This is a genomic window from Photobacterium frigidiphilum (assembly GCF_003025615.1).
In the GTDB taxonomy this organism is placed as follows: domain Bacteria; phylum Pseudomonadota; class Gammaproteobacteria; order Enterobacterales; family Vibrionaceae; genus Photobacterium; species Photobacterium frigidiphilum.
The window spans coordinates 1-25,101 of sequence record NZ_PYMJ01000016.1 but is presented as its reverse complement, the minus strand read 5'-3'; the positions used below and the strand labels follow the sequence as shown (position 1 = coordinate 25,101).

General features: G+C 43.2%; 25 protein-coding genes and 1 riboswitch. Of the genes, 18 read left to right on the top strand and 7 right to left on the bottom strand.

The window, feature by feature from the left end:
- Positions 1 to 10: 10 nt before the first annotated feature.
- From fliS to ibpA, 10 genes are all read left to right on the top strand, one after another.
- Positions 11 to 418 carry a flagellar export chaperone FliS gene (gene fliS / locus C9J12_RS15735; protein ID WP_107243583.1) on the top strand — a complete coding sequence of 136 codons (408 nt, stop codon included), beginning with the start codon at positions 11 to 13 and terminating at the stop codon, positions 416 to 418.
- Positions 408 to 695: a hypothetical protein gene (locus C9J12_RS15730; protein WP_227876376.1), complete on the top strand. Its 288-nt coding sequence runs from the start codon at positions 408 to 410 to the stop codon at positions 693 to 695. Before fliS ends, C9J12_RS15730 begins: the two co-directional genes overlap by 11 nt.
- Before the next feature lie 12 nt (positions 696 to 707).
- On the top strand, positions 708 to 1,967 hold the full coding sequence (locus C9J12_RS15725) for a flagellar hook-length control protein FliK (RefSeq protein WP_170111797.1): 1,260 nt from the start codon (positions 708 to 710) through the stop codon (positions 1,965 to 1,967).
- 20 nt (positions 1,968 to 1,987) lie between these two features.
- Positions 1,988 to 2,482 carry a flagellar basal body-associated FliL family protein gene (locus C9J12_RS15720; RefSeq protein ID WP_107243581.1) on the top strand — a complete coding sequence of 165 codons (495 nt, stop codon included), beginning with the start codon at positions 1,988 to 1,990 and terminating at the stop codon, positions 2,480 to 2,482.
- Between the two features lie 11 nt (positions 2,483 to 2,493).
- The gene (locus C9J12_RS15715) at positions 2,494 to 3,249 is read left to right on the top strand and encodes a FliA/WhiG family RNA polymerase sigma factor (RefSeq protein WP_107243580.1); all 756 of its coding nucleotides are present in this window, start codon (positions 2,494 to 2,496) and stop codon (positions 3,247 to 3,249) included.
- A 12-nt stretch (positions 3,250 to 3,261) separates the two neighbouring features.
- Positions 3,262 to 4,110, top strand: coding sequence for a flagellar motor stator protein MotA (gene motA / locus C9J12_RS15710; protein ID WP_107243579.1), 849 nt, complete (start codon positions 3,262 to 3,264; stop codon positions 4,108 to 4,110).
- 6 nt (positions 4,111 to 4,116) lie between these two features.
- Positions 4,117 to 5,109, top strand: a complete 993-nt coding sequence (locus C9J12_RS15705; RefSeq protein ID WP_107243578.1) for a flagellar motor protein MotB — start codon at positions 4,117 to 4,119, stop codon at positions 5,107 to 5,109.
- A gap of 366 nt (positions 5,110 to 5,475) precedes the next feature.
- Positions 5,476 to 6,522 (top strand): plasmid segregation protein ParM domain-containing protein, encoded by a 1,047-nt coding sequence (gene parM / locus C9J12_RS15700; protein WP_107243577.1) that lies wholly within the window; start codon positions 5,476 to 5,478, stop codon positions 6,520 to 6,522.
- Positions 6,515 to 7,213, top strand: a complete 699-nt coding sequence (locus C9J12_RS15695; protein ID WP_107243576.1) for a hypothetical protein — start codon at positions 6,515 to 6,517, stop codon at positions 7,211 to 7,213. The genes parM and C9J12_RS15695 overlap by 8 nt, the downstream gene beginning before the upstream one ends.
- 478 nt (positions 7,214 to 7,691) lie before the next feature.
- Positions 7,692 to 8,129 carry a small heat shock chaperone IbpA gene (gene ibpA, locus C9J12_RS15690; RefSeq protein ID WP_107243575.1) on the top strand — a complete coding sequence of 146 codons (438 nt, stop codon included), beginning with the start codon at positions 7,692 to 7,694 and terminating at the stop codon, positions 8,127 to 8,129.
- 208 nt (positions 8,130 to 8,337) lie between these two features.
- Here the strand turns inward: ibpA and C9J12_RS15685 are convergent, their stop codons facing one another.
- The 3 genes from C9J12_RS15685 to glyQ all read right to left on the bottom strand — a co-directional run bounded on the left by C9J12_RS15685 (position 8,338) and on the right by glyQ (position 12,865).
- Positions 8,338 to 9,588: a valine--pyruvate transaminase gene (locus C9J12_RS15685; RefSeq protein WP_107243574.1), complete on the bottom strand. Its 1,251-nt coding sequence runs from the start codon at positions 9,586 to 9,588 to the stop codon at positions 8,338 to 8,340.
- Positions 9,589 to 9,874: 286 nt separating this feature from the next.
- A complete protein-coding gene (gene glyS, locus C9J12_RS15680) occupies positions 9,875 to 11,944 on the bottom strand; it encodes a glycine--tRNA ligase subunit beta (protein ID WP_107243573.1) in 2,070 nt (689 codons plus the stop codon).
- A gap of 9 nt (positions 11,945 to 11,953) precedes the next feature.
- Positions 11,954 to 12,865: a glycine--tRNA ligase subunit alpha gene (gene glyQ, locus C9J12_RS15675; RefSeq protein ID WP_006233338.1), complete on the bottom strand. Its 912-nt coding sequence runs from the start codon at positions 12,863 to 12,865 to the stop codon at positions 11,954 to 11,956.
- A 290-nt stretch (positions 12,866 to 13,155) separates the two neighbouring features.
- Here glyQ and C9J12_RS15670 point away from each other — a divergent pair, with 290 nt between their 5' ends.
- The 3 genes from C9J12_RS15670 (at position 13,156) to C9J12_RS15660 (ending at position 15,148) form a co-directional block, all read left to right on the top strand.
- On the top strand, positions 13,156 to 13,881 hold the full coding sequence (locus tag C9J12_RS15670) for an OmpA family protein (RefSeq protein WP_107243572.1): 726 nt from the start codon (positions 13,156 to 13,158) through the stop codon (positions 13,879 to 13,881).
- Positions 13,882 to 13,992: 111 nt separating this feature from the next.
- Positions 13,993 to 14,096, top strand: a riboswitch (yybP-ykoY riboswitch).
- A gap of 92 nt (positions 14,097 to 14,188) precedes the next feature.
- Positions 14,189 to 14,746: a TMEM165/GDT1 family protein gene (locus C9J12_RS15665; RefSeq protein WP_011216894.1), complete on the top strand. Its 558-nt coding sequence runs from the start codon at positions 14,189 to 14,191 to the stop codon at positions 14,744 to 14,746.
- Positions 14,747 to 14,896: 150 nt separating this feature from the next.
- Positions 14,897 to 15,148 (top strand): hypothetical protein, encoded by a 252-nt coding sequence (locus C9J12_RS15660; RefSeq protein ID WP_107243571.1) that lies wholly within the window; start codon positions 14,897 to 14,899, stop codon positions 15,146 to 15,148.
- 65 nt (positions 15,149 to 15,213) lie between these two features.
- On the opposite strand, the gene tusA is transcribed toward C9J12_RS15660, so the two are convergent.
- Positions 15,214 to 15,462, bottom strand: coding sequence for a sulfurtransferase TusA (gene tusA / locus C9J12_RS15655; RefSeq protein ID WP_011216896.1), 249 nt, complete (start codon positions 15,460 to 15,462; stop codon positions 15,214 to 15,216).
- Positions 15,463 to 15,601: 139 nt separating this feature from the next.
- Here tusA and C9J12_RS15650 point away from each other — a divergent pair, with 139 nt between their 5' ends.
- Both C9J12_RS15650 and C9J12_RS15645 read left to right on the top strand, forming a co-directional pair.
- Entirely contained in the window at positions 15,602 to 15,784 is a 183-nt protein-coding gene (locus tag C9J12_RS15650) for a hypothetical protein (protein ID WP_107243570.1), read from the top strand.
- 147 nt (positions 15,785 to 15,931) lie between these two features.
- Positions 15,932 to 16,873: a LysR family transcriptional regulator gene (locus tag C9J12_RS15645; protein ID WP_107243569.1), complete on the top strand. Its 942-nt coding sequence runs from the start codon at positions 15,932 to 15,934 to the stop codon at positions 16,871 to 16,873.
- 139 nt (positions 16,874 to 17,012) lie between these two features.
- On the opposite strand, the gene acuI is transcribed toward C9J12_RS15645, so the two are convergent.
- The 3 genes from acuI to fadB all read right to left on the bottom strand — a co-directional run bounded on the left by acuI (position 17,013) and on the right by fadB (position 21,542).
- Entirely contained in the window at positions 17,013 to 17,993 is a 981-nt protein-coding gene (acuI, locus tag C9J12_RS15640; RefSeq protein ID WP_107243568.1) for an acrylyl-CoA reductase (NADPH), read from the bottom strand.
- 206 nt (positions 17,994 to 18,199) lie between these two features.
- On the bottom strand, positions 18,200 to 19,363 hold the full coding sequence (gene fadA / locus C9J12_RS15635; RefSeq protein ID WP_107243567.1) for an acetyl-CoA C-acyltransferase FadA: 1,164 nt from the start codon (positions 19,361 to 19,363) through the stop codon (positions 18,200 to 18,202).
- 16 nt (positions 19,364 to 19,379) lie between these two features.
- Positions 19,380 to 21,542, bottom strand: coding sequence for a fatty acid oxidation complex subunit alpha FadB (gene fadB, locus C9J12_RS15630; RefSeq protein ID WP_107243566.1), 2,163 nt, complete (start codon positions 21,540 to 21,542; stop codon positions 19,380 to 19,382).
- 502 nt (positions 21,543 to 22,044) lie between these two features.
- Between fadB and C9J12_RS15625 the strand changes: the two genes are divergently transcribed.
- From C9J12_RS15625 to hemG, 3 genes are read left to right on the top strand one after another with little or no spacing between them, the layout of a single operon-like run.
- A complete protein-coding gene (locus C9J12_RS15625) occupies positions 22,045 to 22,671 on the top strand; it encodes a YigZ family protein (RefSeq protein ID WP_107243565.1) in 627 nt (208 codons plus the stop codon).
- Positions 22,672 to 22,701: 30 nt separating this feature from the next.
- Entirely contained in the window at positions 22,702 to 24,159 is a 1,458-nt protein-coding gene (locus C9J12_RS15620; RefSeq protein WP_107243564.1) for a TrkH family potassium uptake protein, read from the top strand.
- A 9-nt stretch (positions 24,160 to 24,168) separates the two neighbouring features.
- Entirely contained in the window at positions 24,169 to 24,693 is a 525-nt protein-coding gene (gene hemG / locus C9J12_RS15615) for a menaquinone-dependent protoporphyrinogen IX dehydrogenase (protein ID WP_107243563.1), read from the top strand.
- Positions 24,694 to 25,101 lie beyond the last annotated feature (408 nt).

The window sequence follows — 25,101 nt, the reverse complement described above, 5'->3', positions numbered from 1 at the left end:
AGCACAATAAATGATGAACAATGAAGGCCTAGGCGCCTACCAACATTCGCAAAACCATGCCCAAGCCGCGGCTGCTAGCCCGCACCGTCTGATCCAGATGTTGTTAGAAGGCCTGCTGGACAATTTAAGCCGTGCCCGTGGTTTTATGGAACGCGGCCAGATTGCTGATAAAGGCATGATGATTTCAAAATGTCTCGACATTTTAAATGGCCTTAGCTCGGTCTTAGACGAAGAAAAAGGCGGCGATGTTACCGTCGAACTGTTTCGTTTATATGATTATTGTGGCAGACGCCTGTTTGAAGCCAATATCAATGATGAGCTTGAAGGGATTGATGAAGTGACCCGCTTAATTACCGACATTCTTGAAGGCTGGGTGGTTCTTAAGCCAAACCGAGTGCAGGTCGGTAATGAGTCTTGAGCAACAACTTCAGGGCATTATAGGCAGTTTTGAAAAGGCCTTGGCCGAGCAAGACTGGCAAACCCTTGGAGTGCTAGACAGCAAGTTGCAGCACGCGATTCCCAAAATTAAACAACAATCACTAACGGCAGCTGATAAACAACAGCTGCAGCGGTTGAATGCGTTTTATAGCACCATGATTGCAGCAGGTGAGTGCGAAAAAGCGTACACCCAGCAGCAGATCCAGCAGCAAGAATGCAATAAAGAAGGCGTACTTGCGTACTTGCAAAACAGTTAATGAATGAGTGACATGAATATTTCAGCCACTATCGCAGCGCAACAGAGCGCGACAAGCAATGTAAAAACAAGCCATGTTGCAGAAAAAAGCGTCAGCTCAAATAAAGCGTCGTCATCGACAGCAACGTCTGATGTTAAGCCTAACGAGCTGGATAGCGACACGATGAGTTTTGCTCAGTTCGAGCAAAAAATCAAACAACAGCCAGAGCCTGAGCAACAAGACAATCTCGCGCAAGCCGATGGTGAAACATTACCGACAGCCGAAGAGCTGGCACTGCAAATCGAGCAGTTGTTAGCGCAAGTCGCCGATCCCGCTGCACAGCCACAAGCGGCGTTGTTAGTGAATGGTCAGCTAGTGGATGGTCAGTTAGCGAATGGTCAGGCGGAAGCCGCTGGATCTGAAGCGTTGGCCCAGCAAGCGCTGACGGCTTCATCGTTGGAATCAACAGCGACGCCCGTTGCTCAACCGTTATCGGCGATGAACCCATTCGGCCAAGCGTTACCAACAGGGACAGATAAAGCGGCTCTGCTGGAAAGCGCACAGCAATTTCTGACTCAGAACTCGGATTCTTTTGCTCAGGCAAAAGCGGGGGACGTTTCTTTTGCGTTGGCGAAACATGCCGTGATGTCGCGAGATGGATCGCTATTGTCTGCAGATAACCCAATGGCGATGAATGAGACGGCACTGATGGATAAGTTAGCCAACACGCTGCTGCCTACCTCATCCGCCTCGCCATTAGCGATGAATGTGGCGAATAATATCAATACCAGCCATGCGCTTAACGGCCAGAGCCCGTCACAATTGGTTGCTGCTTCTTCAAGTGTCAGCCAGCAGCTGCAGGCGAGTGTCGATATTACCAAGCCCGAATGGGGGCGCGATCTTGTTGAGCAGCTTCGTTCTCGACTACAGCTGAGCAAAAGTGATCAAATTCAACATGCTCATATACGTTTAGACCCGCCTGAACTGGGGCGTTTAGATGTTAGCCTGCGCATGGATGGAGACAAAGTTTCGGTGCATTTTACCGCGGCACACCCGCAGCTACGCGAAGCATTGGCTGCTAATGCCGATCGCCTTCGGTTTGATTTTGACGGTAGCCAGATGCAGTTAACCGATGTTTCGGTTTCAAGTGGTATGTACCAACAGTCGCAACAGCAATCAGGTCAAAGTGATGAACCAGAAATCATGACTAACCAGTTTATAACTGCCAGTGAAAAAACAGATCAGAGGTCAGCAATGGCGACATCTGTTGGCCGTTATGAATCCATGATTTAAATAAATTTAAAGGTTTTGCTATGGCTGATGAAGCTAAACAAGAAAATAAAAGTAAAAAGATCCCACTGATTATTGCTGCGGTCGTATTAGTTATTGCTTTAGCTGGTGCTGGCGGCTGGTGGTATTTCCAGCAACAAGCAAAGAGCATGGTAATGGCAGTAGACGTCGAGCCACAAGTGCCAGTTGCCGCGCGGGTTAAAAAACCGGTATTCCTCGAACTGAAAAAATTTGTGGTGAGCGTACCGGGTGACGATCGTCTTCATTATTTAATGATGGAAATGTCGGTAATGAGCTACAACCAAGATGAGCTCGATAAGCTACAAGACTTCCTGCCAGTTATTCGTAATGCGGTGATCACGTTATTGAGTAAACAGCACTACAACGATCTGACGCAACTAGGCGTGATGGAGCCGCTGCAAATTGCATTGCGGGATAAGCTACGCAGAGTCATGAATGATATGGCGAGCAGTAATGGTATCGATCAAGTGCTGATCACCAAAATGGTGATCCAGTAAAGGAGACGGATGTGCACAGTGCAGCAATGTCTTATGACGCGCAAGGGCTTCATGCTTATCAAAAAAGCCATCAGCTTGGCCAGAAGGCGCGTGAACAGCGGTTAGTGAACAAACATGCAAGCTTAGTTAAGCGTGTGGTTCGCCACCTTACCGCGCAAGTCACAACGGTGATGTCGTTAGAAGACATGGAGCAAATCGGCCTAATGGCACTGCTCGATATTATTCGTCGTTATTCTGATGAAGATGATGCGTCATTAGAGCGTCTGGCTGTGCAGCGGATCCGTGGTGCGATTCTTGATGAATTGCGTCGTATGGATTGGCGTTCGCGTCGTTCACGCCAGAAAAGCCATGAATTGCGAGATACCGAGCGGGCTTTAGGTCGTCAGCTTGGGCGTATGCCAACTGATCAAGAAGTTGCCGCCGAATTGGATATTGAGCTGGGAGACGTTAAACAACGTCGGGTTGATACCCAGGCCGAAAGCCTTACCAGTATGGAAGCCTTACAAGAAGGCGGTGAGCAATTCTTCGGTTTGAGTTTTCAATGTAACAGCTACGAGCGCGTGGCATTGAAAAAAGCAATGGCTCAGGCCTTAGCGCGATTATCGAAACGAGAACAAGTCATGTTGAGTTTTTACTACGAACATGAAATGAATTTAAAAGAGATCGGCTTAGTGTTTGAGTTAACCGAGGCGCGTGTTAGTCAGATCCATAAGAAAGCCCTGAAAAGTTTAAACAGTATGTTAACGGATTGGCGAGAGTCAGTTTAGCGGAGTTGTCACATGCAAATTATTATTGGTTTCATTATTGTATTCGGAAGCATTGTCTATGGTTACACCCATGCATCTGGACGGTTATTAGCGCTCTGGCAGCCCGCTGAATATATTATCATTCTTGGTGCGGGCTTTGGTGCAATGGTGATCTCAAATCCACCTTATGTACTAAAAAACATCCTGACCCGACTTAAGATGATGTTTGGTAAAGGGTATACCGAAGCGTATTTCAAATCCGTATTAGAGCTGATGTTTGAGTTGCTCGAAATCATCCGTAAAGACGGTATAAAAAAGCTCGATGATCATATTGAGAATCCACAAAACAGTAGCATCTTTAATAAATACCCGGAAGTGACGCGTTCTAATGTGTTGGTCAGTTTTATTACTGATAATTTACGGATGATGGCGATGGGAAAAATGAACCATCATGATTTAGAAGCGGTATTAGAGTTAGAGCTGCATACCTTAGAAGACGATTTAATGCGCCCTTCGAAAGCTTTGGGTAAAGTGGGGGAGGCAATGCCGGGTTTTGGTATTGTTGCTGCGGTACTCGGTATTGTCGTGACCATGCAAAGTATTGGTGGTGACTTAGCCTTAATCGGGGTAAAAGTAGCCGCCGCTTTGGTGGGTACATTTTTTGGTATTTTAATGTGTTATGCAGTTTTTGAACCCATAGCTGCGAGCATTGCTAACCAAGTAAAAAAAGAAATGATGGCAATGCATATGGTGTCTGCAATTTTGGTTTCACAGGCACAAGGAAAGCCAACATTATTGGCTTTAGATGCTGGTAGAAAAGTATTGCATAGCGAATTTAAACCTTCTTTTGCGACGATGGAAAACTGGATGACAGGGCAATAGTCAATCATGAGTAAAGAACCCCATATTATTATCGTTAAAAAAAGAACGCGACGCCATCATGATGAGCATCATGGTGGAGCTTGGAAGGTCGCTTTTGCCGATTTTGCTATCGCGATGATGGCGTTTTTTATGGTGTTGTGGTTGATGGGAATCACAACCCAGGAAGAGCGGATAGAAATTGAGCAGCGGCTGCAAACCGCCTCTGTTTTTGATAACATTTTCGAAATCACCAACAGCCCACACCCCATTGATTTTGATGGTAATGCATCTCCATTTGAAAACCCTATCAATAGTAGTACCAATAGTAAAAGAAAGAGGGATACGTCTGTTGCGCAGCAAACTCCTCAGGGAGATGACAAAGCGAGTGCGGGTCGTGGGCCTAAATTAAATTCGATGTTGGCTGGCAAACATCTTTCAACCGCCCAGTTGACGATATTAGCTAAAGGGTTGAAAGAGATGGCGGAAGCACTGTCGGCGTCTAATAATATTGTGTTGGAAATTGTACCGCAAGGTCTGCGAATTTTGATCCAAGATGATGATGATCATTTCATGTTTCAGCGTGGCGGCATTGAAATGACCCCTTTCTTTGAAGATATGCTGTACAACCTTGCCCCAGTACTGGGCCAGATAAAAAACCGGATGGTGATCAGTGGTCATACAGACAGTATCCCTTTTCATCGCCGTGATTACAGTAACTGGGACTTATCGGGATCTCGGGCATTGAAAGCGCGTCAGGTGTTAGTCGACTCCGGCCTTCCGGTTGCGAATATTCTGCAAGTAGCAGCGATGGCCGCACGTATGCCAGTAAATAAAAAAGATCCTAAAAGTGGTAAGAACCGTCGTATTGAAATGATGGTTTTAACAAAGAGTGCTGATGATCAACTTGCGCAACTCTTTGGTAAAGATCAACTAGAGGTGAAAGGCCCTGCTGTTAGCAAAGCACGACGTTATGCCGAGTCTAACCGCCCGGTGTCACGTCTTGATGTGATGGTGAACTAGTCATAGAGTTTATTTTATGCGAGACCTGAGTTGCCATTGCTTCTCAGCGTCCGCTGCAAGATAATGACCTCATTCTGGCAGTACAGACCTACCACAGATCACGAAGTCATGGCGCAATATTTGGGCTGGGAATTGAAGGGATTCGCAAGTTATTAAATGTGGATGACCAGATGTTTCCGTTGATGTTGCTGAAAGTATTATAATTTTTTAAGGAAGACTCGTGCTTCCTTATTTTTATTGGGTTTTTATTGTTTAAATATAACCCTTTGCATTGTTTTTTTTTAAGTAATTAACTTTTCATGACGATATCACCATTTGGATATTGTTATAAAAAGGGCGTTACTAATTATTATTGTGAGTGAAGTTATGACGGTATCGGCGTTTAAAATTGCGGTTGACGATGGTTCAACAAATGTAAAAGTAAGCTGGATTGAAAACAACCAGTTAAAAACCATCGTTTCTCCAAATTCTTTCCGTAAAGATTGGAAAAGTGCGGCGCTGCGACGCGATAAAAAAGTTTATAACTACACCATTGGTACAACGAAATACACTTACGATGCAACGTCAGATAAAGCATTAGCAACGACGCATGTTGATTATCAATACGATGATCTGAATCTGCTTGCTGTGCATCATGCTTTAATGCAAACCGGCCTAAAACCATGCACCGTTACTTTAGTAGTCACCCTGCCAATTACTGAGTTTTATAACTCAGAAGACTGCCAGCGTAATGAAGAAAAAATCACCAAGAAACGTGCGAACTTAATGCGTGAAATCAGCTTAAATAAAGGCGAGCTATTTGAAGTTGCTGATGTGGAAGTCATGCCTGAGAGCTTACCTGCTGTGCTATCAACCTTGATAAACTCAGATTGTAATGAATTCTCACGTTCACTGGTTGTTGACTGTGGCGGTACAACGTTAGATATGGGTGTTATCGTTGGTCCGTTTGATGATGTTTCCGCTGTTTATGGTAATAACGAAATTGGCGTTTCAATGGTTACTGATGCCGCGCGTAAGGCATTGGCCTCAGCAGATAGCGACTCTAGCTACTTAGTGGCAAATGAACTCATTAAACGCCGCCATGATTTAGACTTCGTTAAAGAAGTCGTTAACGACGAATCACAGATAAATAACATTCTTGATAAGATTGAAATTAAGATCCAAGAACTGGGTTCAGCGGTTGCTTATGAAGCAAAGAAATTTGCCAAAAACCCTAACCGTGTTTATCTGGTTGGTGGTGGTGCGCCGCTGGTATATGATGCGATTCAAGCTGCTTATGAAGTCTTAGGCGATCGTGTGGTGCTGATTAAAGATGCACAGTCAGCATTGGCTCGTGAATTATGCCTATACAATACCGATGTTAAAGAGGTTCACATTGAGCGTGAAACCTTAGTTGAGGTCGAAGATGAGTAGTCGTCCGTTAAAGCGAGTTAACTACTCAATTTATCTGGATCCTGTCAATTCTAATGCTGACCGCTATGCGGTTGGCGTTATGCAGGGCTGGGCGAAAGATCGTAAAGAGATGATGTCAGATCCAAGTGCAGGTGTAGCCCTGCATTACAGTCTGCATATGCATAAGAATATCTATCTAGCAGGAATGTTTCTTTACTTACTTAACCCCGCACTTAGTAATGCCCTTGCGGGGTCGTTAACTGAAGAAAGAATTAAGATAGACACGCTAGAGCAGCAGTTAGAAAACTGTGGGCTAGCATTACCCTCTACCAAGCCGTCATTGCCAGCGCTTGATACTCATGCATTGATTGATGAGTTGAAGGCTGCGGTAAATATGAAATCGTTGATGGATGAAATTCAACAGATCAAAGCAGGGTTAGTTGAATCCAATACCGTAACTGCAGCGGTACAAAATGGACTATCAGAAAGTGATATAGCGGCATTGCAGCAGAATTTGGCAGCTGAAATAAAAGCGCATAGTCAGCATCGAGAAATCGCTGAATTAAAAGCGCTACTGAAAACACAAAATCAGCTGATTAAGTCGCTTTCAAATGGGCAACCATTACCTGAAATTGAAAAGTCTGAACCTGAACTGGATTTATCACAACAAATTGCGAATATTCAGAAGGTGAAAAAGAAAGGTATATTTTAATTGTTATCAATAAAACCGCACCTTCTTAGAATGCGGTTTGAGTAGACTTTCCCTTGAAGACTTTATTGCAAATAATGGTTCTGGAGTTTCTTCCATATCCAGCATTAATCGCGTCAAAGCGCATGCTCGGCCAACCGATAATGCCTAGGGCGAAGTAACCTATCAGGTTGCTTATCCCTTGTGTTTTTTATCGGTGAGTACTGCGCTTCGAATAAGGTGACCCTCATTAACAACAAGGCGTCGATTCACAGTGTGGGCATTGATGGAATCGCTGTCTAGGCTAGGCGATAATGAATTAAGCCTGATTGTTCTACAACAGTTTGCTGATACATAGCCTTGAAAAATACCTTTCTTCCCCTTATATCTATTAATGAAGAGCAAGACGCCTCAAGTAGGGTTATGTGTTTGGTTTGTCCTTTCAGGAAAATCACTTCATTACTTATATTATTTATATTGCTTCATTAGAAGGATAGGTATTATGCGCAACGTAGATTTCACTCCTCTTTATCGTTCAGCTATTGGCTTTGATCGTTTATTCAATCAAATGGAAAAAAATGTGAGTAACGCAAATACTGGTTACCCGCCATATAACATTGAGCAACAAGATGATAATCACTACCGTATAACAATGGCTGTTGCAGGTTTTGCTGAAGAACAACTCGATATTACACAGCAACAGAATAAACTGATTGTGCGCGGTATTCGCGAAAGTGAAAAAGAAGAACGCCAATATTTATACCAAGGTATTGCTGAACGTGATTTTGAGCGTAAGTTCCAGCTCGCTGATTATGTCAAAGTTATCGATGCTCAAATGGTGAATGGTTTACTTCATATTGATCTTGAACGTGAGATCCCGAAAGAGCAGCAACCAAGAAAAATTGCAATTAATGGTCATCGTATCGTTGAGGGTGAATAAAGACTAAGTCGGTTTTATTCATAAAAGAAAAGAGTAGTGAAGGTCAGCTTATGCTGACCTTTTTTGTATCTATAGGTTTGGTTTGCAAGCTGACCTGCGATTGCTAAAAGATCTGCTATCAATGTTTCATGTGAAACATAGCGAAAGGGAATCGTTGAACTTTAGTAAAAAGAATAGGCGGTATTTCTATCACTTATTATTCGATTAATTAGCCTTCTGCATACGCCTTGGCAACTTCTTCTGCGATAGCTGCAATGCCTTTTTGCATGTCTTCGTCACTTTGTACATAGTTCATACGTAAACATTCATGGCCATGTTGCCAGTCATCATCTAAGCCAATAAAAAAGTATTCGCCTGGAACAATTAATACTCCACGTGCTTTTAAGCGACGATAGAGTTCCATTGTCGTAATCGGTAACCCTTTAAACCATAACCATAAGAACATCGCGCCTTCGGGTTTATGAATACGAAAACGTGGATCTGTAATCGCGGTTTGTAGCAGTTTTACCGCATCCTGTGATTTTTGTAAGTAAAAAGGTTTGATGACTTTTTCACTTAAAGTCAGTAAATCATTTCTCTCCATCATCTTATTGATGATGGCCGGACCAACGCTCCCTGGCGCTAAACTGAGCACGCCATTCATATTGGTTATTGCTGTGGTGATTTCTTCACTCGCGATTACAATGCCACAGCGAACACCTGGTAACCCTAGTTTTGAAAGGCTCATGCATAGAATGGTATTTTCATTCCAGAAAGGAGTGACATCAGCAAAAATAATATCAGGAAACGGCATGCCGTAAGCGTTATCAATGATCAATGGAATCTTGTGTTCTTGAGCAAGCTGATCTAAATGGTGAATTTCTTCATCGGTGAGTACATTACCGGTTGGGTTTGTTGGGCGAGAGGCGCAAATAACCCCGATACTGCTATCGACTTTTAACTTTTTAAAGTCGATGTGGTATTTGAATTGATCATTTTCCAGTAAGGTAATTTCAGGATGATAAGAAATAAACATATCTTCGCTTAACCCTGAATCGCCATAGCCGATATATTCAGGTGCCAACGGGAGTAAAACTTTCTTCTTGCTGCCGTCTGGGAATTCTCCCGCCAGTAAATTGAAGAGGTTAAAGAACGCACTTTGGCTACCGTTTGTCAGCGCAATATTTTTTGCACTAATATCCCAGCCATACGTGTCACTGAGCAAATCGGCGAGGGCATTGATGAAGGTATTTTTCCCTTGAGGGCCATCATAATTTGTCATTGCCGCTGCGAGTTCACCCGTGCTAACCATCTCTTTGGCTATGTCGTTAAAGTAATCCACCATGAAGGGAATTTGTGCGGGATTACCGCCACCTAACATGATTGCGTCTGGATTTCTTAAACCATCATTCAAGTCATCCATCAATTGGGTGATACCTGAATAACGAGCGAACTTGTCTCCGAATGTAGAAAACTCCATGTGTACTACCGACCTCAGTGTATTGTTCTAATCATTATTTGTTAAATAACTGTATAAGTTGTATTCATATTTCAACATACATGATTGTACTGCAGAGGGAAAGAACAAGAAGCAACCAATGTTCTGGTCTGATGTTTCATGTGAAACAATGGGCTTTATATTATAAGTACCTAGATTTTACTGAATTGCTGGTGGTTGTATTTTACTGTAATGTTGTTTCACGTGAAACACAGGCATAAAAAAACCCCACACCAAAGTGTAGGGTTTGTATTCTTTTGGCGGCGAGTTATTTCTGAACTAAAGAAATATCTGCAACTTTTAAGAATTCGTTACGTAAAAGGTTAAGCATCGTTAGACGATTAACTTTAAGCTTTTCGTCATCTGCCATAACCATTACGTTATCGAAGAATGCGTCTACAGGTTCACGTAGCGTTGCTAGATCAGATAGGGCTTGTTGGTAGTTGCCTTCGGCAAATACTGGTGCAAGCGTTGCAATCATAGCTTCTACTTTTTCAGCTAACGCTTTTTCTGCATCTTCAACCAGTAGTGAGCTATCTACAGCTAATGGCAATTCGCCATCAAATTTAGCCAAGATATTACCAACACGTTTATTGGCTGCGGCTAATGATTCTGCTGCATCTAATGAACGGAAATGGCTAACGGCTTTAACACGCTTATCGAAATCAGCTGGCTGTGTTGGGCGTAATGCTAATACTGCTAGAATTACGTCGACACTATGACCTTCATCTTGATACCAAGCACGGAAGCGACCTAGCATAAAGTCGATAACGTCATCTTCCACGTTAGCATTTGTCAGCTTGTCACCAAACTGAGCGCGTGCCTTCGCGATAAGATCAACTAAGTCTAGGTTGTAACCTTTCTCTACGATGATGCGTAGCACACCGAGTGCTGCACGGCGTAGGGCGAATGGGTCGCTACCTTTTGGTGCTTGACCAATACCGAAGATACCTACTAGCGTATCAATCTTATCTGCCATCGCGACAGCTGCTGAAACACCAGTACTTGGTAACTCGTCACCGGCAAAGCGTGGCATGTACTGTTCATATAACGCTAATGCTACATCTTCAGCTTCACCATCATGGCGAGCGTAATGCATGCCCATCACACCTTGGGTATCGGTAAACTCGAATACCATTGATGTCATTAGGTCACATTTGGCTAATAGGCCAGCGCGTTTAGCATTTGTTACGTCTGCATCGATTTGCTCTGCAATGTAACCAGCAAGCTCAGTAATACGATCGGTCTTATCTTTAATCGTACCAAGTTGCTTTTGGAAGATAGCCGTTTCTAGTTCAGGAAGGCGATCAACCAATGGGCGTTTACGGTCTGTTTTAAAGAAGAATTCAGCATCCGCTAGGCGAGGGCGAACAACCTTTTCATTACCTTCGATGATCTGACGTGGGTCTTTCGACTCAATGTTTGTCACGAAAATAAACTTAGGTATTAGGTTGCCTTCAGCATCGTAAACCGGGAAGTACTTCTGATCACCTTTCATAGTGTAAACCAGTGCTTCAGTCGGTACGTTTAGGAAGTTTTCTTCAAATGATGCTGTTAATACAACAGGCCATTCAACTAAAGATGTGACTTCTTCAACGAGCTCATCTTCAAGATCAGCAATGCCACCCACTTCCAGTGCCGCTTTCTTAGCACCTTCAAGAATGATTGCTTTACGTGCTTCGTAATTTGCCATTACTTTGCCACGTTCTTCAAGAATAGCAGGATACTGATCTGCATTATCAATCGTAAATTCTGCTTCACCCATGAAACGGTGACCACGAATGATGCGTGCTGAGTCAGCACCTAGAATATTGCCTTCGATGAGTTCGTCACCTAACAGCATGGTTAGGGTTTTAACTGGGCGAATAAATTGTATTTCGTTGTTACCCCAGCGCATAGGCTTAGGGATCGGCAATTTAGCCAGTGCTGCTGCTGCAAGACCACTGAGTAGTGCTTGAGCTGGCTTACCTTTCACTTCTTGCTTGTACAGTAACCATTCGCCTTTCTCTGTTTTCAGAGTATCAGCTTGCTCGACAGTAATACCATTACCACGTGCCCAGCCTTGAGCGGCTTTGGTTGGGTTACCTTCTGCATCAAAAGCGGCAGAGATAGCAGGTCCACGTTTTTCAACGACGCTATCAGCTTGACCTGTAGCCAGTGCTGTTACTTTAAGCGCTAAACGACGAGGCGTTGCAAACCATTCGATACCTTGGTGTACAAGCGCTGCAGTTTTTAACTCTGCTTCAAAATTTGATGCAAATGCTTCAGCAAGTGTGCGAAGAGCTTTGGGTGGTAGCTCTTCAGTACCTAATTCGATAAGGAAATTTCTTTCAGTCATGCGACGTCCTTACTTATCTTTTTTGCACATCGGGAAGCCAAGAGCTTCACGAGACGCGTAGTAAGCTTCAGCAACTTGTTTAGTCAGGTTGCGAATACGTAGGATGTAACGTTGGCGCTCGGTAACCGAGATCGCTTTACGCGCATCAAGCAAGTTAAACGCATGACCTGCTTTTAGAATACGTTCGTAGGCAGGAAGAGATAACGGAGTCTCTAGTGCCAATAGTTCCTTACATTCTTTCTCGCACTGGTCGAAGAAAGTGAATAAGAAATCTACGTCAGCGTGTTCAAAGTTATACGTTGATTGCTCAACTTCATTTTGGTGAAAGATATCGCCATAGGTTACTTTACCTAATGGACCATCAGTCCAAACGAGGTCGTAAACTGAGTCAACGTTTTGGATGTACATCGCCAAACGTTCGATACCGTAAGTGATTTCACCTGTTACAGGTTTACACTCAATACCACCAACCTGCTGGAAGTAAGTAAATTGTGTTACTTCCATACCGTTTAGCCAAACTTCCCAGCCAAGACCCCAGGCACCCAGTGTTGGGTTTTCCCAGTTATCTTCAACGAAGCGGATGTCATGTACCTGAGTATCGACACCTAGCACTTCAAGTGAGCCAAGGTATAGTTCCTGAATATTGTCAGGAGATGGTTTTAGCATTACTTGGAACTGGTAGTAGTGCTGTAGGCGGTTTGGGTTTTCACCGTAACGGCCATCAGTAGGACGACGTGATGGTTGTACATATGCTGCTGCAATTGGCTCTGGACCTAAAGCGCGAAGACATGTCATTGGGTGAGAAGTACCAGCACCAACTTCCATGTCTAGAGGTTGAACTATTGTACAACCCTGCTTGCCCCAGTAATCCTGCAGTGCGAGGATCATACCCTGAAAGGTTTTAATATCGTAATTCTGCATTGTGAACTTCGCGAGATTAGTGGATGAAAAGTAATATTCCAGTATACCTCGCATGGCTTTTACCGAGTAGGGTTAGTGAGTGTTTTTTATTCGTCTTTGGTTGTTTTGCAGGACTATTTTTTTAAACATCGATGTGTTTATATCTCCACTGTGTTTTTTTGACATTATCTTGATGTGTAAAAAATCAGTGTTCATTATAATAGAAGCAGTTTCTGGCTCATTATCTTTAAAATAATGAGTGAGTGGTAGTGATTAGACATCGATCATAAATCGAGAGTATGGAGTAAAAAATGGTGAAGACAATGGATTTTTCAGTGGTATCCAATCAAACATTAACAAAGAATAAAGTATCCAATAAGTGGGTACGTACGGCGGTATTTGCAGTGATGACATCTGTTGTTGCTACCGGCTGTACAACGGTAAACCCATACTCGCGTGAAGAGCAAACTGCGAAATCAACCAGTGGGGCACTTATCGGTGCTATTTCTGGTGCTGTTATTGGTGTGGCTTCTTCAAGTAAAAGTGACCGTGGTAAAGGTGCATTAATTGGCGCTGCATCAGGTGCTGCACTTGGTGGTGGTATCGGTTATTACATGGACGTGCAAGAAACCAAATTACGTCAGCAATTAGAATCTACGGGTATTAGCGTTACCCGTGATGGCGATAATATTGTATTAAATATGCCGAACGAAATTACATTTGGCTTTGATCAGTCTGATCTAAGTTCACGCGCTGTTGCCGCGTTAAAGAATGTTGCTCTTGTCGCGAAAGAGTACGACAAGACGCTTATTAATGTTTACGGCTTCACTGATAGCACTGGCTCTGCATCGTATAACCAACGTTTATCGCAGGTTCGCGCAAGTGAAGTGAGTAGTAACTTGATGCGTGGTGGTGTTGCGGCTAATCGTGTTATTACCAGAGGTATGGGTGAAGCAAACCCAATTGCCTCAAATAAAACTGAGCAAGGCCGTGCTGAAAATCGCCGTGTAGAAATCGTGTTAAGCCCAACGTCTTAATCTCGATGCTTATCTGATTGCCAACTGTTAGCTTAACGGTTGGTAATCTTCTTGCCTTAATCTTCTCTTTTATTCTTGTATCCTTTTATCTCTCTCGTTATTATGCCGTTTCCTTTGGGGAGTAGCCTCTCGATCTATCGAGATAATCGTCAACATACTTGAAGCAAAATCTTCATGGTGATTATGACTCACACTAATCCTACTTTAGTGAGTTTGGCGAGACCATTGGTAAACCAGCATGAACCGGGGTGGGGCATGTGCGTTTACCTGTGGTTTTTATAAATATCCTCGCCCCCAAGAGCATGTCGTGAGCGTATTAGCTGTATCCATTACTACTGTTGCCTTAGCTGAAATTGGCGATAAAACCCAACTACTATCTCTACTGTTAGCGAGTCGCTATCGTAAACCTGTACCCATTATTCTGGCTATTTTTCTGGCGACGATTGCTAATCACGCACTGGCTGCTTGGCTTGGTGTCGTCGTTGCCGACTATCTAACGCCTGATGTATTGAAGTGGGTACTTGTCGTGAGTTTTGTGGTGATGGCGGGTTGGATCCTCATTCCCGATAAACTGGATGATGATGAAAATATTTCTAATCGTGGTCCGTTTGTCGCCAGTTTTATTGCTTTTTTTATTGCGGAGATCGGGGACAAAACCCAAGTCGCGACAACCATGTTAGGGGCTAAATACAGTGATGCGTTATTACTTGTCGTACTAGGAACAACGATAGGCATGTTATTAGCGAATGTACCTGTGGTGTTGATTGGTAAATTATCAGCAGATAAAATGCCGCTAGCGTTGATCCGTAAAGTGACAGCAACCTTGTTTACTGGTCTTGCTTTGGCTGCTGCATTTGGTTTGTAATTTCTGATTATGTTTCACGTGAAACGCGGCATTATCATGTTAACTACCAGATAGTATGACTGTTTTGTGAATTGTGATACTGATTGCTATGTGGAAAAAAACGCCATGGTACAGTGATATCACTAGCATGGTGTTTAGTTGGAGGAAGGTATGAACCGGTTTCTCGCTATATCTACACAGAGTCAGTTTTGGTTGTTTAACACTGCACTTATTCTTAATATTTTAGGAATGGTACTAACGGATATGTGGCTACCGATGGTGGTTGGTGCCATTGTGACAACCTACTTATCGGTCGATGCGCTTGTTCGGCTGCGTTATGTGATCCCAATGAAAAAGGAGATCCGTGACTTACGGCATGAATTAGAAAGTGCGCGCAAAGAAGTAAAAGAAAGCTACGAGTAGGCGATGGTAATCAGATTTTTGTGTGTGTCTAGTCCTAAAAAAGGCAGCTCTTAGAGCTGCCTTTTTTAATTTGAACCTTTACGGATTAGAAAACGGTATGGCAGGGTTTCGGTATCGGCGGCAACAAGTGTGTGATCCATAAAGCGACAAAAGCTTGGTATGTCTCTTGTTGTCGATGGGTCATCTGCAAGTATTAGTAATGTCTCGCCTTCTTCCATTTTTCTAACTGTTTTACGTACCATCATTACAGGTTCTGGACAGCGTAATCCTTGTGCTTCCAAGTTATGTGTTGGGTTTTCAAATAATGCTGTCATAACGATTTCATTCCGGCTTCGAAGGCTTGATCATACTTATGGATAAGAATTAATCAATAAGGGTTGGCAAATAAGAATAAATTGTGTAACTTATTTAACAGGTATTTAACATTTCTTCTGAAGGATTAGGAGGTATCAAATGCTGACACAGATTGATCGATTAACTATTTATTGTGTGCTGTGCTTTATAACTTTTTGCTCTCTCGTTTTACGCAGCCCTAATGATATGAGTATTTTTGCGCTTGGTGGTTTAATTGCTGCCGCAGTCGGACTTTGGTTCGAATTAACCAATTCACCAGAACTTGAAGAGGAAGAAGGTTAGCTTTTACCTCTTACACTATACATCTACTACACTCTCCCTAGTTTTCTTGGGCTTCCCCGCTTTTTTGCGGGATTTTTTTTATCTGTCCCTTCATAATCTAATTGTCTTGGTAACAGTACTGTTATCGCTAAGTAAGTGAAGCTTGATATGGAATTAGAAGAAGTCTACCGCCGTGATTTAAATTTATTGGTGGCATTGAAAGTATTACTTGATGAATGCAGTGTCAGCCGGGCAGCTATACGGTTGAACTTGAGTCAATCGGCGATGAGTCGGGTTTTAGGTCGCCTACGTGATTTATTGGCTGATCCGCTATTTACTCGGCAAGGGCAGCATTTGATTCCGACACAACGTGCATTAGAAATAAATGAATCATTAAATGATCCATTGGAAGCACTGCGTATTTTACTTACACCAAGTGACTTTCGACCAGAGTTGTGCGATCAACGGTTTGTTATCGCGACCACCGATTATGCGATGCAGACTATTTTACCTTTTGCCTTACCGCGTATTTATGAAGAAGCCCCAAATATCTCATTGAAGTTTGAGCCGTTGCAGCATGATCATTTACTTACTCAGCTCACAACAGACGGGTGTGATATGGCGATATGCCGCCCAACCAGTATCGATACTTCATTATGTCGAGATCATCTTGGCTTAGTGAGTGTTTTTTGCTTGCTCTCAAGAAACCACCCAATGGCTGATAAAGATCTTACCCTTGATGATTATCTGTCGTTTCCTCATGCAATGATTGCGATAAGCGATGGGGTGAAAGCGTTAATTGATGAAGCATTACGTGGCTACCCAGAGCGGAAAATGGCCTTACGTGCATCGCATTTAGAAGCCGCCCTAGCCATAGTGGATAAGATGCCACTGATCATTACGGTGCCCGCTGATTTAGCGTATTTAGTTGCAGATAAGTATGATGTTGTGGTGAAACCATTACCCTTTGAATTTGAGCCGTTTGATTATTCACTACTGTGGCATCCACGTTGTGAACATTCGGCCTCTCAGGTGTGGTTACGGAATTTGATAAAGGAAGAATGCGGCCGCCTTATTGGTCAGCGCATTCGCGATATGGGACTAGCATGAGTGATCAATGAGGGGCTTGTTATTTTTTATCTTGTCTCGATAAAAAAAGGGCCAGCATAAGCTGGCCAAGGTAGTCTTACTTTTTTCTGATTTGTTGCTTGGCTTTGTCTGAGTAAGCCAGTATTAATTGCGGTACTGTTTACAGTTTAATAACTACACGACCCGTTATCTGACCGTTGGTGATGTCTTCTGCGCACTCGGCTACTTCTTCTAAACTTACTTCGCGACAAGCTTGTTGATAGTAGCTTGCTGGCAATAGTTCAGTCAGCTTCTTCCATGCTTGTTGGCGTTTTTCGAATGGGCAAGATACAGAGTCAACACCTTGTAGTCTTACATTTCGTAGAATGAATGGCATAACAGTTGTAGGCAGGTCAAAACCACCGGCTAGGCCGCACGCAGCAACAGCTCCATTATAGTCCATTTGTGCCAGTACTTTAGTGAGCACTTTGCTGCCTACAGTATCCACTGCACCTGCCCATAATTGCTTTTCTAGCGGGCGGGCTGGTTCTTCAAATTCACTGCGTTCAATAATGCGACTTGCACCCAGCTCTTTTAGCAATGGTCCATTTACTTCGCTTCGACCAGTAACAGCTGCTACTTGATAGCCAAGTTGAGCGAGTAGAGTTACAGCAACAGAGCCCACACCACCACTTGCACCTGTAACGACAACTTCACCCGACTCAGGTGTTACGCCAGCATCAATAAGTGCCTGCACACATAGCATTGATGTTAGGCCAGCAGTACCAATCATCATTGCTTGTTTACCTTCAAGATTTTCAGGTAGTGGCACTAACCAATCTGCCTTAAGGCGTGCTTTTTCTGCCATGCCGCCCCAATGTCCTTCACCAACTCCCCAGCCTGTTAGCACAACAGCGTCACCAACTTGGTAGCGATCATCGCTAGATTCGAGTACTCGACCTGTTAAATCGATACCTGGAACCATTGGGAACTGACGAACAATTCGGCCTTTACCAGTAATTGCTAGACCGTCTTTGTAGTTTAATGAAGAGTAATCTACATCGATTAATACATCACCTTCAGGCAGCTCAGATTCATCGACTTGACGAATGCCTGCAATGGTTTTTTTCTCTTCTTGATCAAGAACAAGTGCCTTAAACATAGGTGTGCTCCGAGTATTAATGAAAGGGGGCGTTGAATATGTGCAGAGTGTAGCTTTGATATAACTATGAATGAAATGAAACATTGTCATTTTATACATGCTTTTTTTGCATAGATTGGTATTTAGAACTCAATAGTGTGTTTTATATTTATAAAAAAAGCCCGTATCGTCACGGGCTTTGTGGATTGATTGCTGTTTATGTTGAGTTACACGCGTTCAAATACGGTCGCGATACCTTGACCTAAACCAATACACATTGTTGCTAAACCAAACTGAACATCATGATGCTCCATCTGATTGATCAATGTTGTTGAAATACGTGAGCCAGAACAGCCAAGAGGGTGACCAAGCGCAATTGCCCCTCCATTTAGGTTCACTTTCTCATCAATTTTGTCGAGTAAGCCTAGATCTTTAGCACAAGGAAGCGACTGCGCCGCAAAGGCTTCATTCAGTTCAACCATGCCAATATCATCAATACTGAGACCTGCTCGTTTTAGGGCTTTTTGAGTTGCAGGAACAGGTCCGTATCCCATGATTGAAGGATCGCAGCCAGCAACTGCCATTGACTTAACGCGTGCGCGAATAGTTAGTCCTAATTCTTTGGCGCGGTGCTCACTCATCACTAACATTGCAGAAGCACCATCCGATAATGCTGATGAAGTACCTGCTGTAACTGTACCGTTAACCGGATCAAAGACAGGTCGTAGGTTAGATAGCCCTTCAACGGTTGTTTCTGGACGAATCACTTCATCATAGTCGTAAAGTTTAAGGACACCACTTTCGTCATGACCTTCGAGTGGTAATATCTCGTTTTTAAAACGACCTTCAATGGTTGCTGCATGTGCGCGCTGATGTGAGCGTGCAGCAAACTCATCTTGCATTTGACGGCTAATACCATGCATACGACCTAGCATTTCAGCTGTTAGCCCCATCATTCCTGCTGCTTTTGCAACAGACTTTGACATCCCAGGGTGGAAATCAACACCGTGGTTCATCGGCACGTGGCCCATGTGTTCTACGCCACCGATGATGCAGGTTTCAGCGTCACCAACCATTATGGCGCGTGTTGCATCATGCAGTGCTTGCATTGATGAACCACATAAACGGTTAACTGTTGTCGCAGCCACTGTGTGTGGAATTCCGGCGAGCAGTGATGCATTACGTGCAACGTTAAAGCCTTGCTCTAATGTTTGCTGAACACAGCCCCAGTAAATATCTTCAATTGAATTGGGATCTAACTGTGGGTTACGACTTATTAACCCTTTCATTAGGTGTGCAGATAAATCTTCAGCACGCACATTTCGAAATGCACCCGCTTTAGAACGTCCCATTGGGGTACGGATACAGTCAACAATTACTACGTTATTCATTTTAAATCCCTCGTCCTTAAGCGTTTACTTGCTGTGTGTAGTAACTTTCACCTTTAGCTGCTTTTTCCCGCAGGCCGGTAGGTACTTCATAGACTGCACCAAGGTGAGCAAACGAATCTGCCATTACGACATATTCAGCTAAGCCTAGTGTGTCGATATAGCGGAATACACCACCACGGAATGGAGGGAAGCCTAAACCATAAACGAGTGCCATATCAGCTTCTGCTGGTGTGGCAATAATGCCTTCCTCTAAACAACGAACAACTTCATTGATCATTGGAATCATCATTCGCGCAATAATTTCATCGCTTGTAAAGGTTGTTGCAGCACCTAAAACAGGGGCAAGTAATTCAGCTACTGCTGGATCAACATTCTTTTTCGGCTTACCTCGGCGATCTACCGAGTAGGCAAAGAAGCCGTTCCCATTTTTCTGACCAAAACGTTGTTGCTCAAACATTACATCAACAGCATCTTTGTAATTTTTACTCATTCGCTCAGGGAAACCTTCAGCCATTACTGCTTGCGCATGGTGGGCGGTATCAATACCAACCACATCGAGCAAGTAAGCGGGGCCCATTGGCCAGCCGAATTGTTTCTCCATCACTTTATCGACTTGGGTAAAGTCAGCACCGTCGCGTAACAGTAAGCTAAAGCCAGCAAAGTATGGGAATAGCACACGGTTTACAAAGAACCCAGGACAGTCATTGACAACAATCGGCGATTTACCCATTTTGGCTGCGTAAGCGACAACGCGTGAAATTGTTTCTTCTGAAGTGTGTTCACCACGGATAATTTCGACGAGAGGCATACGATGAACGGGGTTAAAGAAGTGCATGCCACAGAAATTCTCAGGACGCTTTAGGGATTGTGCCAATAAATTAATAGGGATAGTTGAGGTGTTAGAAGCGATAACCGTTGTATCTGAAACATTGCTTTCAACTTCAGCTAAAACTGCCGCTTTAATTTTTGGATTTTCAACAACCGCTTCTACGACAACATCGGCGTCTTCCGCACCTGCATAATGTAGGCTAGGGGTAATCCCTGATAATACTTTAGCCATCTTAACGCCATCAATTCGACCTCGTTCAAGTTGCTTGTTCAGTAATTTTGCCGCTTCCGCCATGCCTAGATCAAGCGACGGTACAGCGATGTCTTTCATTAATACCGGTACACCTTTTAAGGCTGACTGGTAGGCAATACCACCCCCCATAATTCCAGCACCTAATACAACCCCTTTCTTGGTTGGCTGGCCTTCTTTCGCTGCTTTTTTGGCTTTGCTTTTGATGTACTGATCATTAAGGAAAATCCCAACTAACGATTGGGCGACATCTGTTTTGGCTAACGTGATGAAGTGCTTATTTTCAACGGCCAGTGCTTCATCACGAGACATCCGTGCAGCGGCTTCAATGGTAATAACTGCGGTCATTGGGGCTGGGTAATGTTTTCCCGCCACTTGAGCCACCATTGCTTTTGCCATCGTAAAGCTCATTGTTGCTTCAATTTTATTGAGCGTTAATGGCGCTTTCTTTTGTGCACGACGCTTTTGCCAGTCGAGTTTTCCTGCAATTGCGTCTTTTATCATGGATAACGCGGCATCTTTTAAAGCTGCTGGTGCTACGACGGCATCCACAAGCCCTAGTTTTAGTGCATCTTGGGCTTTTTTGTCTTTCCCTGCAGTGATGATCTCCATCGCAGAATCAGCACCTAAAAGGCGAGGTAAACGAACCGTTCCTCCAAATCCGGGCATAATTCCAAGGCGAGTCTCCGGTAAACCAATACGCGCAGTGGTATCTGCTAAACGGAAATCTGTGGCGAGAACACACTCACAACCACCACCCAGTGCATGCCCATTAATTGCCGATAATGTCGGCACAGGCAGATCTTCCAGCTTATTGAAGATATCGTTGGCACGGGTTAGCCATTGCGATAACTCTTCTGCTGGTTTGGCAAATAAACCGAGAAACTCTGTGATATCGGCACCGACAATAAAGGCATCTTTATCAGATGTAATTAATAAGCCTTTTAAATCGGGTTGTTGATAAAGAGCATTTAATGCTTCGTTAAGGCACTCTAAGGTTTTCAGATCGAATTTATTTACAGCACCTGGAGCGTTGAGATTGAGTTCCGCAATGCCATCATCCAGATAACGAACGGATAGGGTTTCACCTTGGTAAATCATGTTCTATCTCCGTGAATTCTGATTCTATGCCAGATTAGACTTAACTGGTTTGACCTGTTTATAGGTTAAATATTAGTCTGGACTTGTTAAGAAACTATTTCAACACTTATTTAAAACAATTGTTTAACTTTTTGTTGCGCTGTTCGTCACATAATGTTCGGTAGGGGATTTTTTTATTGATAATTAATGAGTTGCTAAAGTTCCTCTACTTTTAGTATGAATTTTATGACTGGTGAAATGTTATGGTTGTGTTACTTGTCGGTGGCTGTATGTATCGGCTCGTTTTAGGTCTTACTAATGTGAGGTGGGTGGTAATTTGTGATGTTGTTACTTCTGACTAATAATAGTTTCATCTATATATAGAGGCGATATTTTCATTCCTGTGCTTTTTTATGTTGTTTCTATGAATTGCCCTGTAGTGGGAAGGCAGATTTGAATTTGTTGTGGTACGTGTTGTGGTATCCTGCGCGATTATTTATCTGATTTTGTTTGTGGCTTTTGAATGGCAGTATTTGAACCCTATTTAGTACCAGCAGCAGACGCTGGTTTTGAAGAAGAGATTAAAAAGAGTCGTTTCATTACGTATCTCGCACATACGCCAAGTATTGAAGCTGCAAAGGCATTTGTTCAACAGATTAAAACTAAGCATAGCGATGCTCGGCATAATTGCTGGGCTTTTGTTGCTGGTCGTCCTTCCGATTCTATGATGTGGGGCTTTAGTGATGACGGTGAACCGTCAGGAACGGCTGGAAAACCAATACTGGCACAATTAACGGGTTGTGGTGTGGGCGAAATAACAGCCGTTGTCACTCGCTATTCTGGCGGTATTAAGCTTGGAACTGGCGGGTTGGTAAAAGCATACGGTGGTGGCGTTCAACAAGCCTTAACTGTGCTGCAAACCAAAGAAAAGATAATAACCTCAGAACTCAGCTTGAGCTGTGAGTATAATCAAGTGTCATTGGTCGAAACGTTGCTGACTGAATATTCGGGAGTACAACTTCATGCCGAGTATGGACATCAAGTTGACATGATATTTGAACTTGATAATCGTGACGTTGAAGCATTCAGTGCCAAGCTTAAGAATCGTAGTGGTGGGCGCATTATCCCAACTTCAGATTTAGACAAATAACCCCATTAAGGATGAGAGCCACTAAAGGCCATGCAATTTCGATCTATAATTAGAATCGTCGGGCTACTGCTCGCGTTATTCAGTGTCACTATGCTTGCTCCAGCTCTGGTAGCGTTTATTTATCGAGATGGTGCAGGCTTCCCATTTGTTGTTACCTTCTTTCTGCTATTTACTGGCGGTGCTTCTTTATGGCTACCGAATAGACATCATCGACGTGAATTGAAAGCACGTGATGGTTTTCTAATTGTGGTGCTGTTCTGGACCGTAATCGGTAGTGCAGGTGCTGTGCCCTTTATATTATCTAAAACGCCTGATCTCTCCATAACTGATTCTTTCTTTGAATCCTTCTCTGCTCTGACGACAACGGGCGCAACCGTGATTGTTGGGTTAGATGATTTACCTAAAGCCGTCCTCTTTTATCGTCAGCTTTTACAATGGTTCGGCGGGATGGGGATTATCGTATTAGCTGTGGCTATTTTACCCGTTTTGGGTATCGGTGGTATGCAGCTTTATCGGGCGGAAATTCCAGGTCCAGTTAAAGATAGCAAGATGACCCCGCGTATTGCTGAAACAGCAAAAGCCCTTTGGTATATCTACCTCGCCTTAACAATCAGTTGTGCTGCCGCATTTTGGATGGCTGGGATGAGTGTTTTTGATGCCATCGCTCATAGCTTTTCGACGGTAGCGATTGGTGGTTTTTCGACTCATGATGCCAGTATGGGGTACTTCAATAGCCCGACCATCAATATGATCACTGTGGTTTTCTTGCTTATTTCTGCGTGTAATTTTTCTCTGCACTTTGCGGCCTTCGCAAATGGTGGTATCCATTTACGAACTTATTGGCGAGATCCTGAGTTTAGAGCTTTCTTCGGAGCTCAATTTATATTGTTTGCGATTTGCTTTGCGATGTTATTACAGCATCACTCTTATGACTCTTATTACGATGCTTTTGATCAGGCGCTATTTCAAACAGTATCGATATCAACAACTGCGGGCTTTACCACGACTGGATTCTCAGATTGGCCCTTGTTTTTGCCTGTTTTGTTATTGTTTTCTTCTTTTGTTGGTGGCTGTGCTGGTTCAACCGGCGGTGGAATGAAAGTAATTCGTATGTTGTTACTTTTCTTGCAAGGTGTGCGTGAACTTAAGCGTCTTATTCACCCCCGTGCTATTTATACAATTAAAGTGGGCAATAAAGCGTTACCTCAACGAGTGGTTGATGCTGTGTGGGGATTCTTTTCTGCTTATGCATTAGTATTTGTTGTCTGCATGTTGGCTTTGATTGCTACCGGAATAGATGAGCTAACGGCATTTTCAGCAGTAGCTGCAACATTGAATAACCTTGGACCTGGCTTAGGCGAGGTTGCGGTACATTTTGGTGATATTAATTCATCGGCTAAGTGGGTGTTAATTATTTCTATGCTATTTGGTCGCTTAGAAGTATTTACCCTGCTGGTTTTATTTACGCCAACCTTCTGGCGAAACTAAGGAGAGACTGTGGAAAAGGTTCTATTTCTTCATTCCAGTAACGATGGTCAAACGATTAAAATTTTCAAACACATTGAAGAACAGCTTGGTAGTGAGTATCAATGTGAGGTTATTGATCTTCATCAGTCTCCCAATATCGATTTCTCTCTTTATGATCGTATATTGATTGGAGCTGCTGTTCGTTATGGTCACCTAAATAAAAAGTTATACCAATTCATTGATCAAAATAGAAAGCAGCTTGATGAATCGAAAGTAGGATTCTTCTGTGTGAACCTTACAGCACGTAAAGAAGGGAAGAATACACCTGAAACCAGTGCGTATATGAAGAAGTTTCTTTTAAAGTCACCATGGGTACCTACATTACAGGCTGTTTTTGCTGGAGCGCTGCGCTATCCACGTTATAACTTGCTAGATCGCACTATGATAAAGCTAATAATGAAGCTTACTGGTGGAGAAACGGATACGTCAAAAGAGGTGGAATATACAGATTGGAACAAAGTGTCTGAGTTTTCCGCTGAATTTAAACGGTTCTAAGCTGGGGGAATAGACGGTTTGATCGCTTTTTGTTCATTATGGCTCTTTTGAGTGGAATTATAGAAATAAGGCTTGCTTCGATCGGTTTACTCCCTATAATGCCGACCTACCGATACGGAAAGCGGCTTCTAATAAGGAGTTAGCAACATAACGGTATTGCGGGAATTTAAAACGAACTGAGTTGAAAATAGTGTTTGACACTTCAGTTTAATTCGATAGAATGACCGTCCACTTCAAGATAAGAGCGAAACGCTTAAAAGCATCACTTTTAGATTGAAGTATTGTTCTTTAACAATTTGACCATGCAATCTGTGTGGGCACTCGTGAAATTTTAAGTCGAAAGATTTATCAATGAACTGAGTGACCTTAATCATCGCAAGATGACACAGTCAATTTATGCTTCATTTC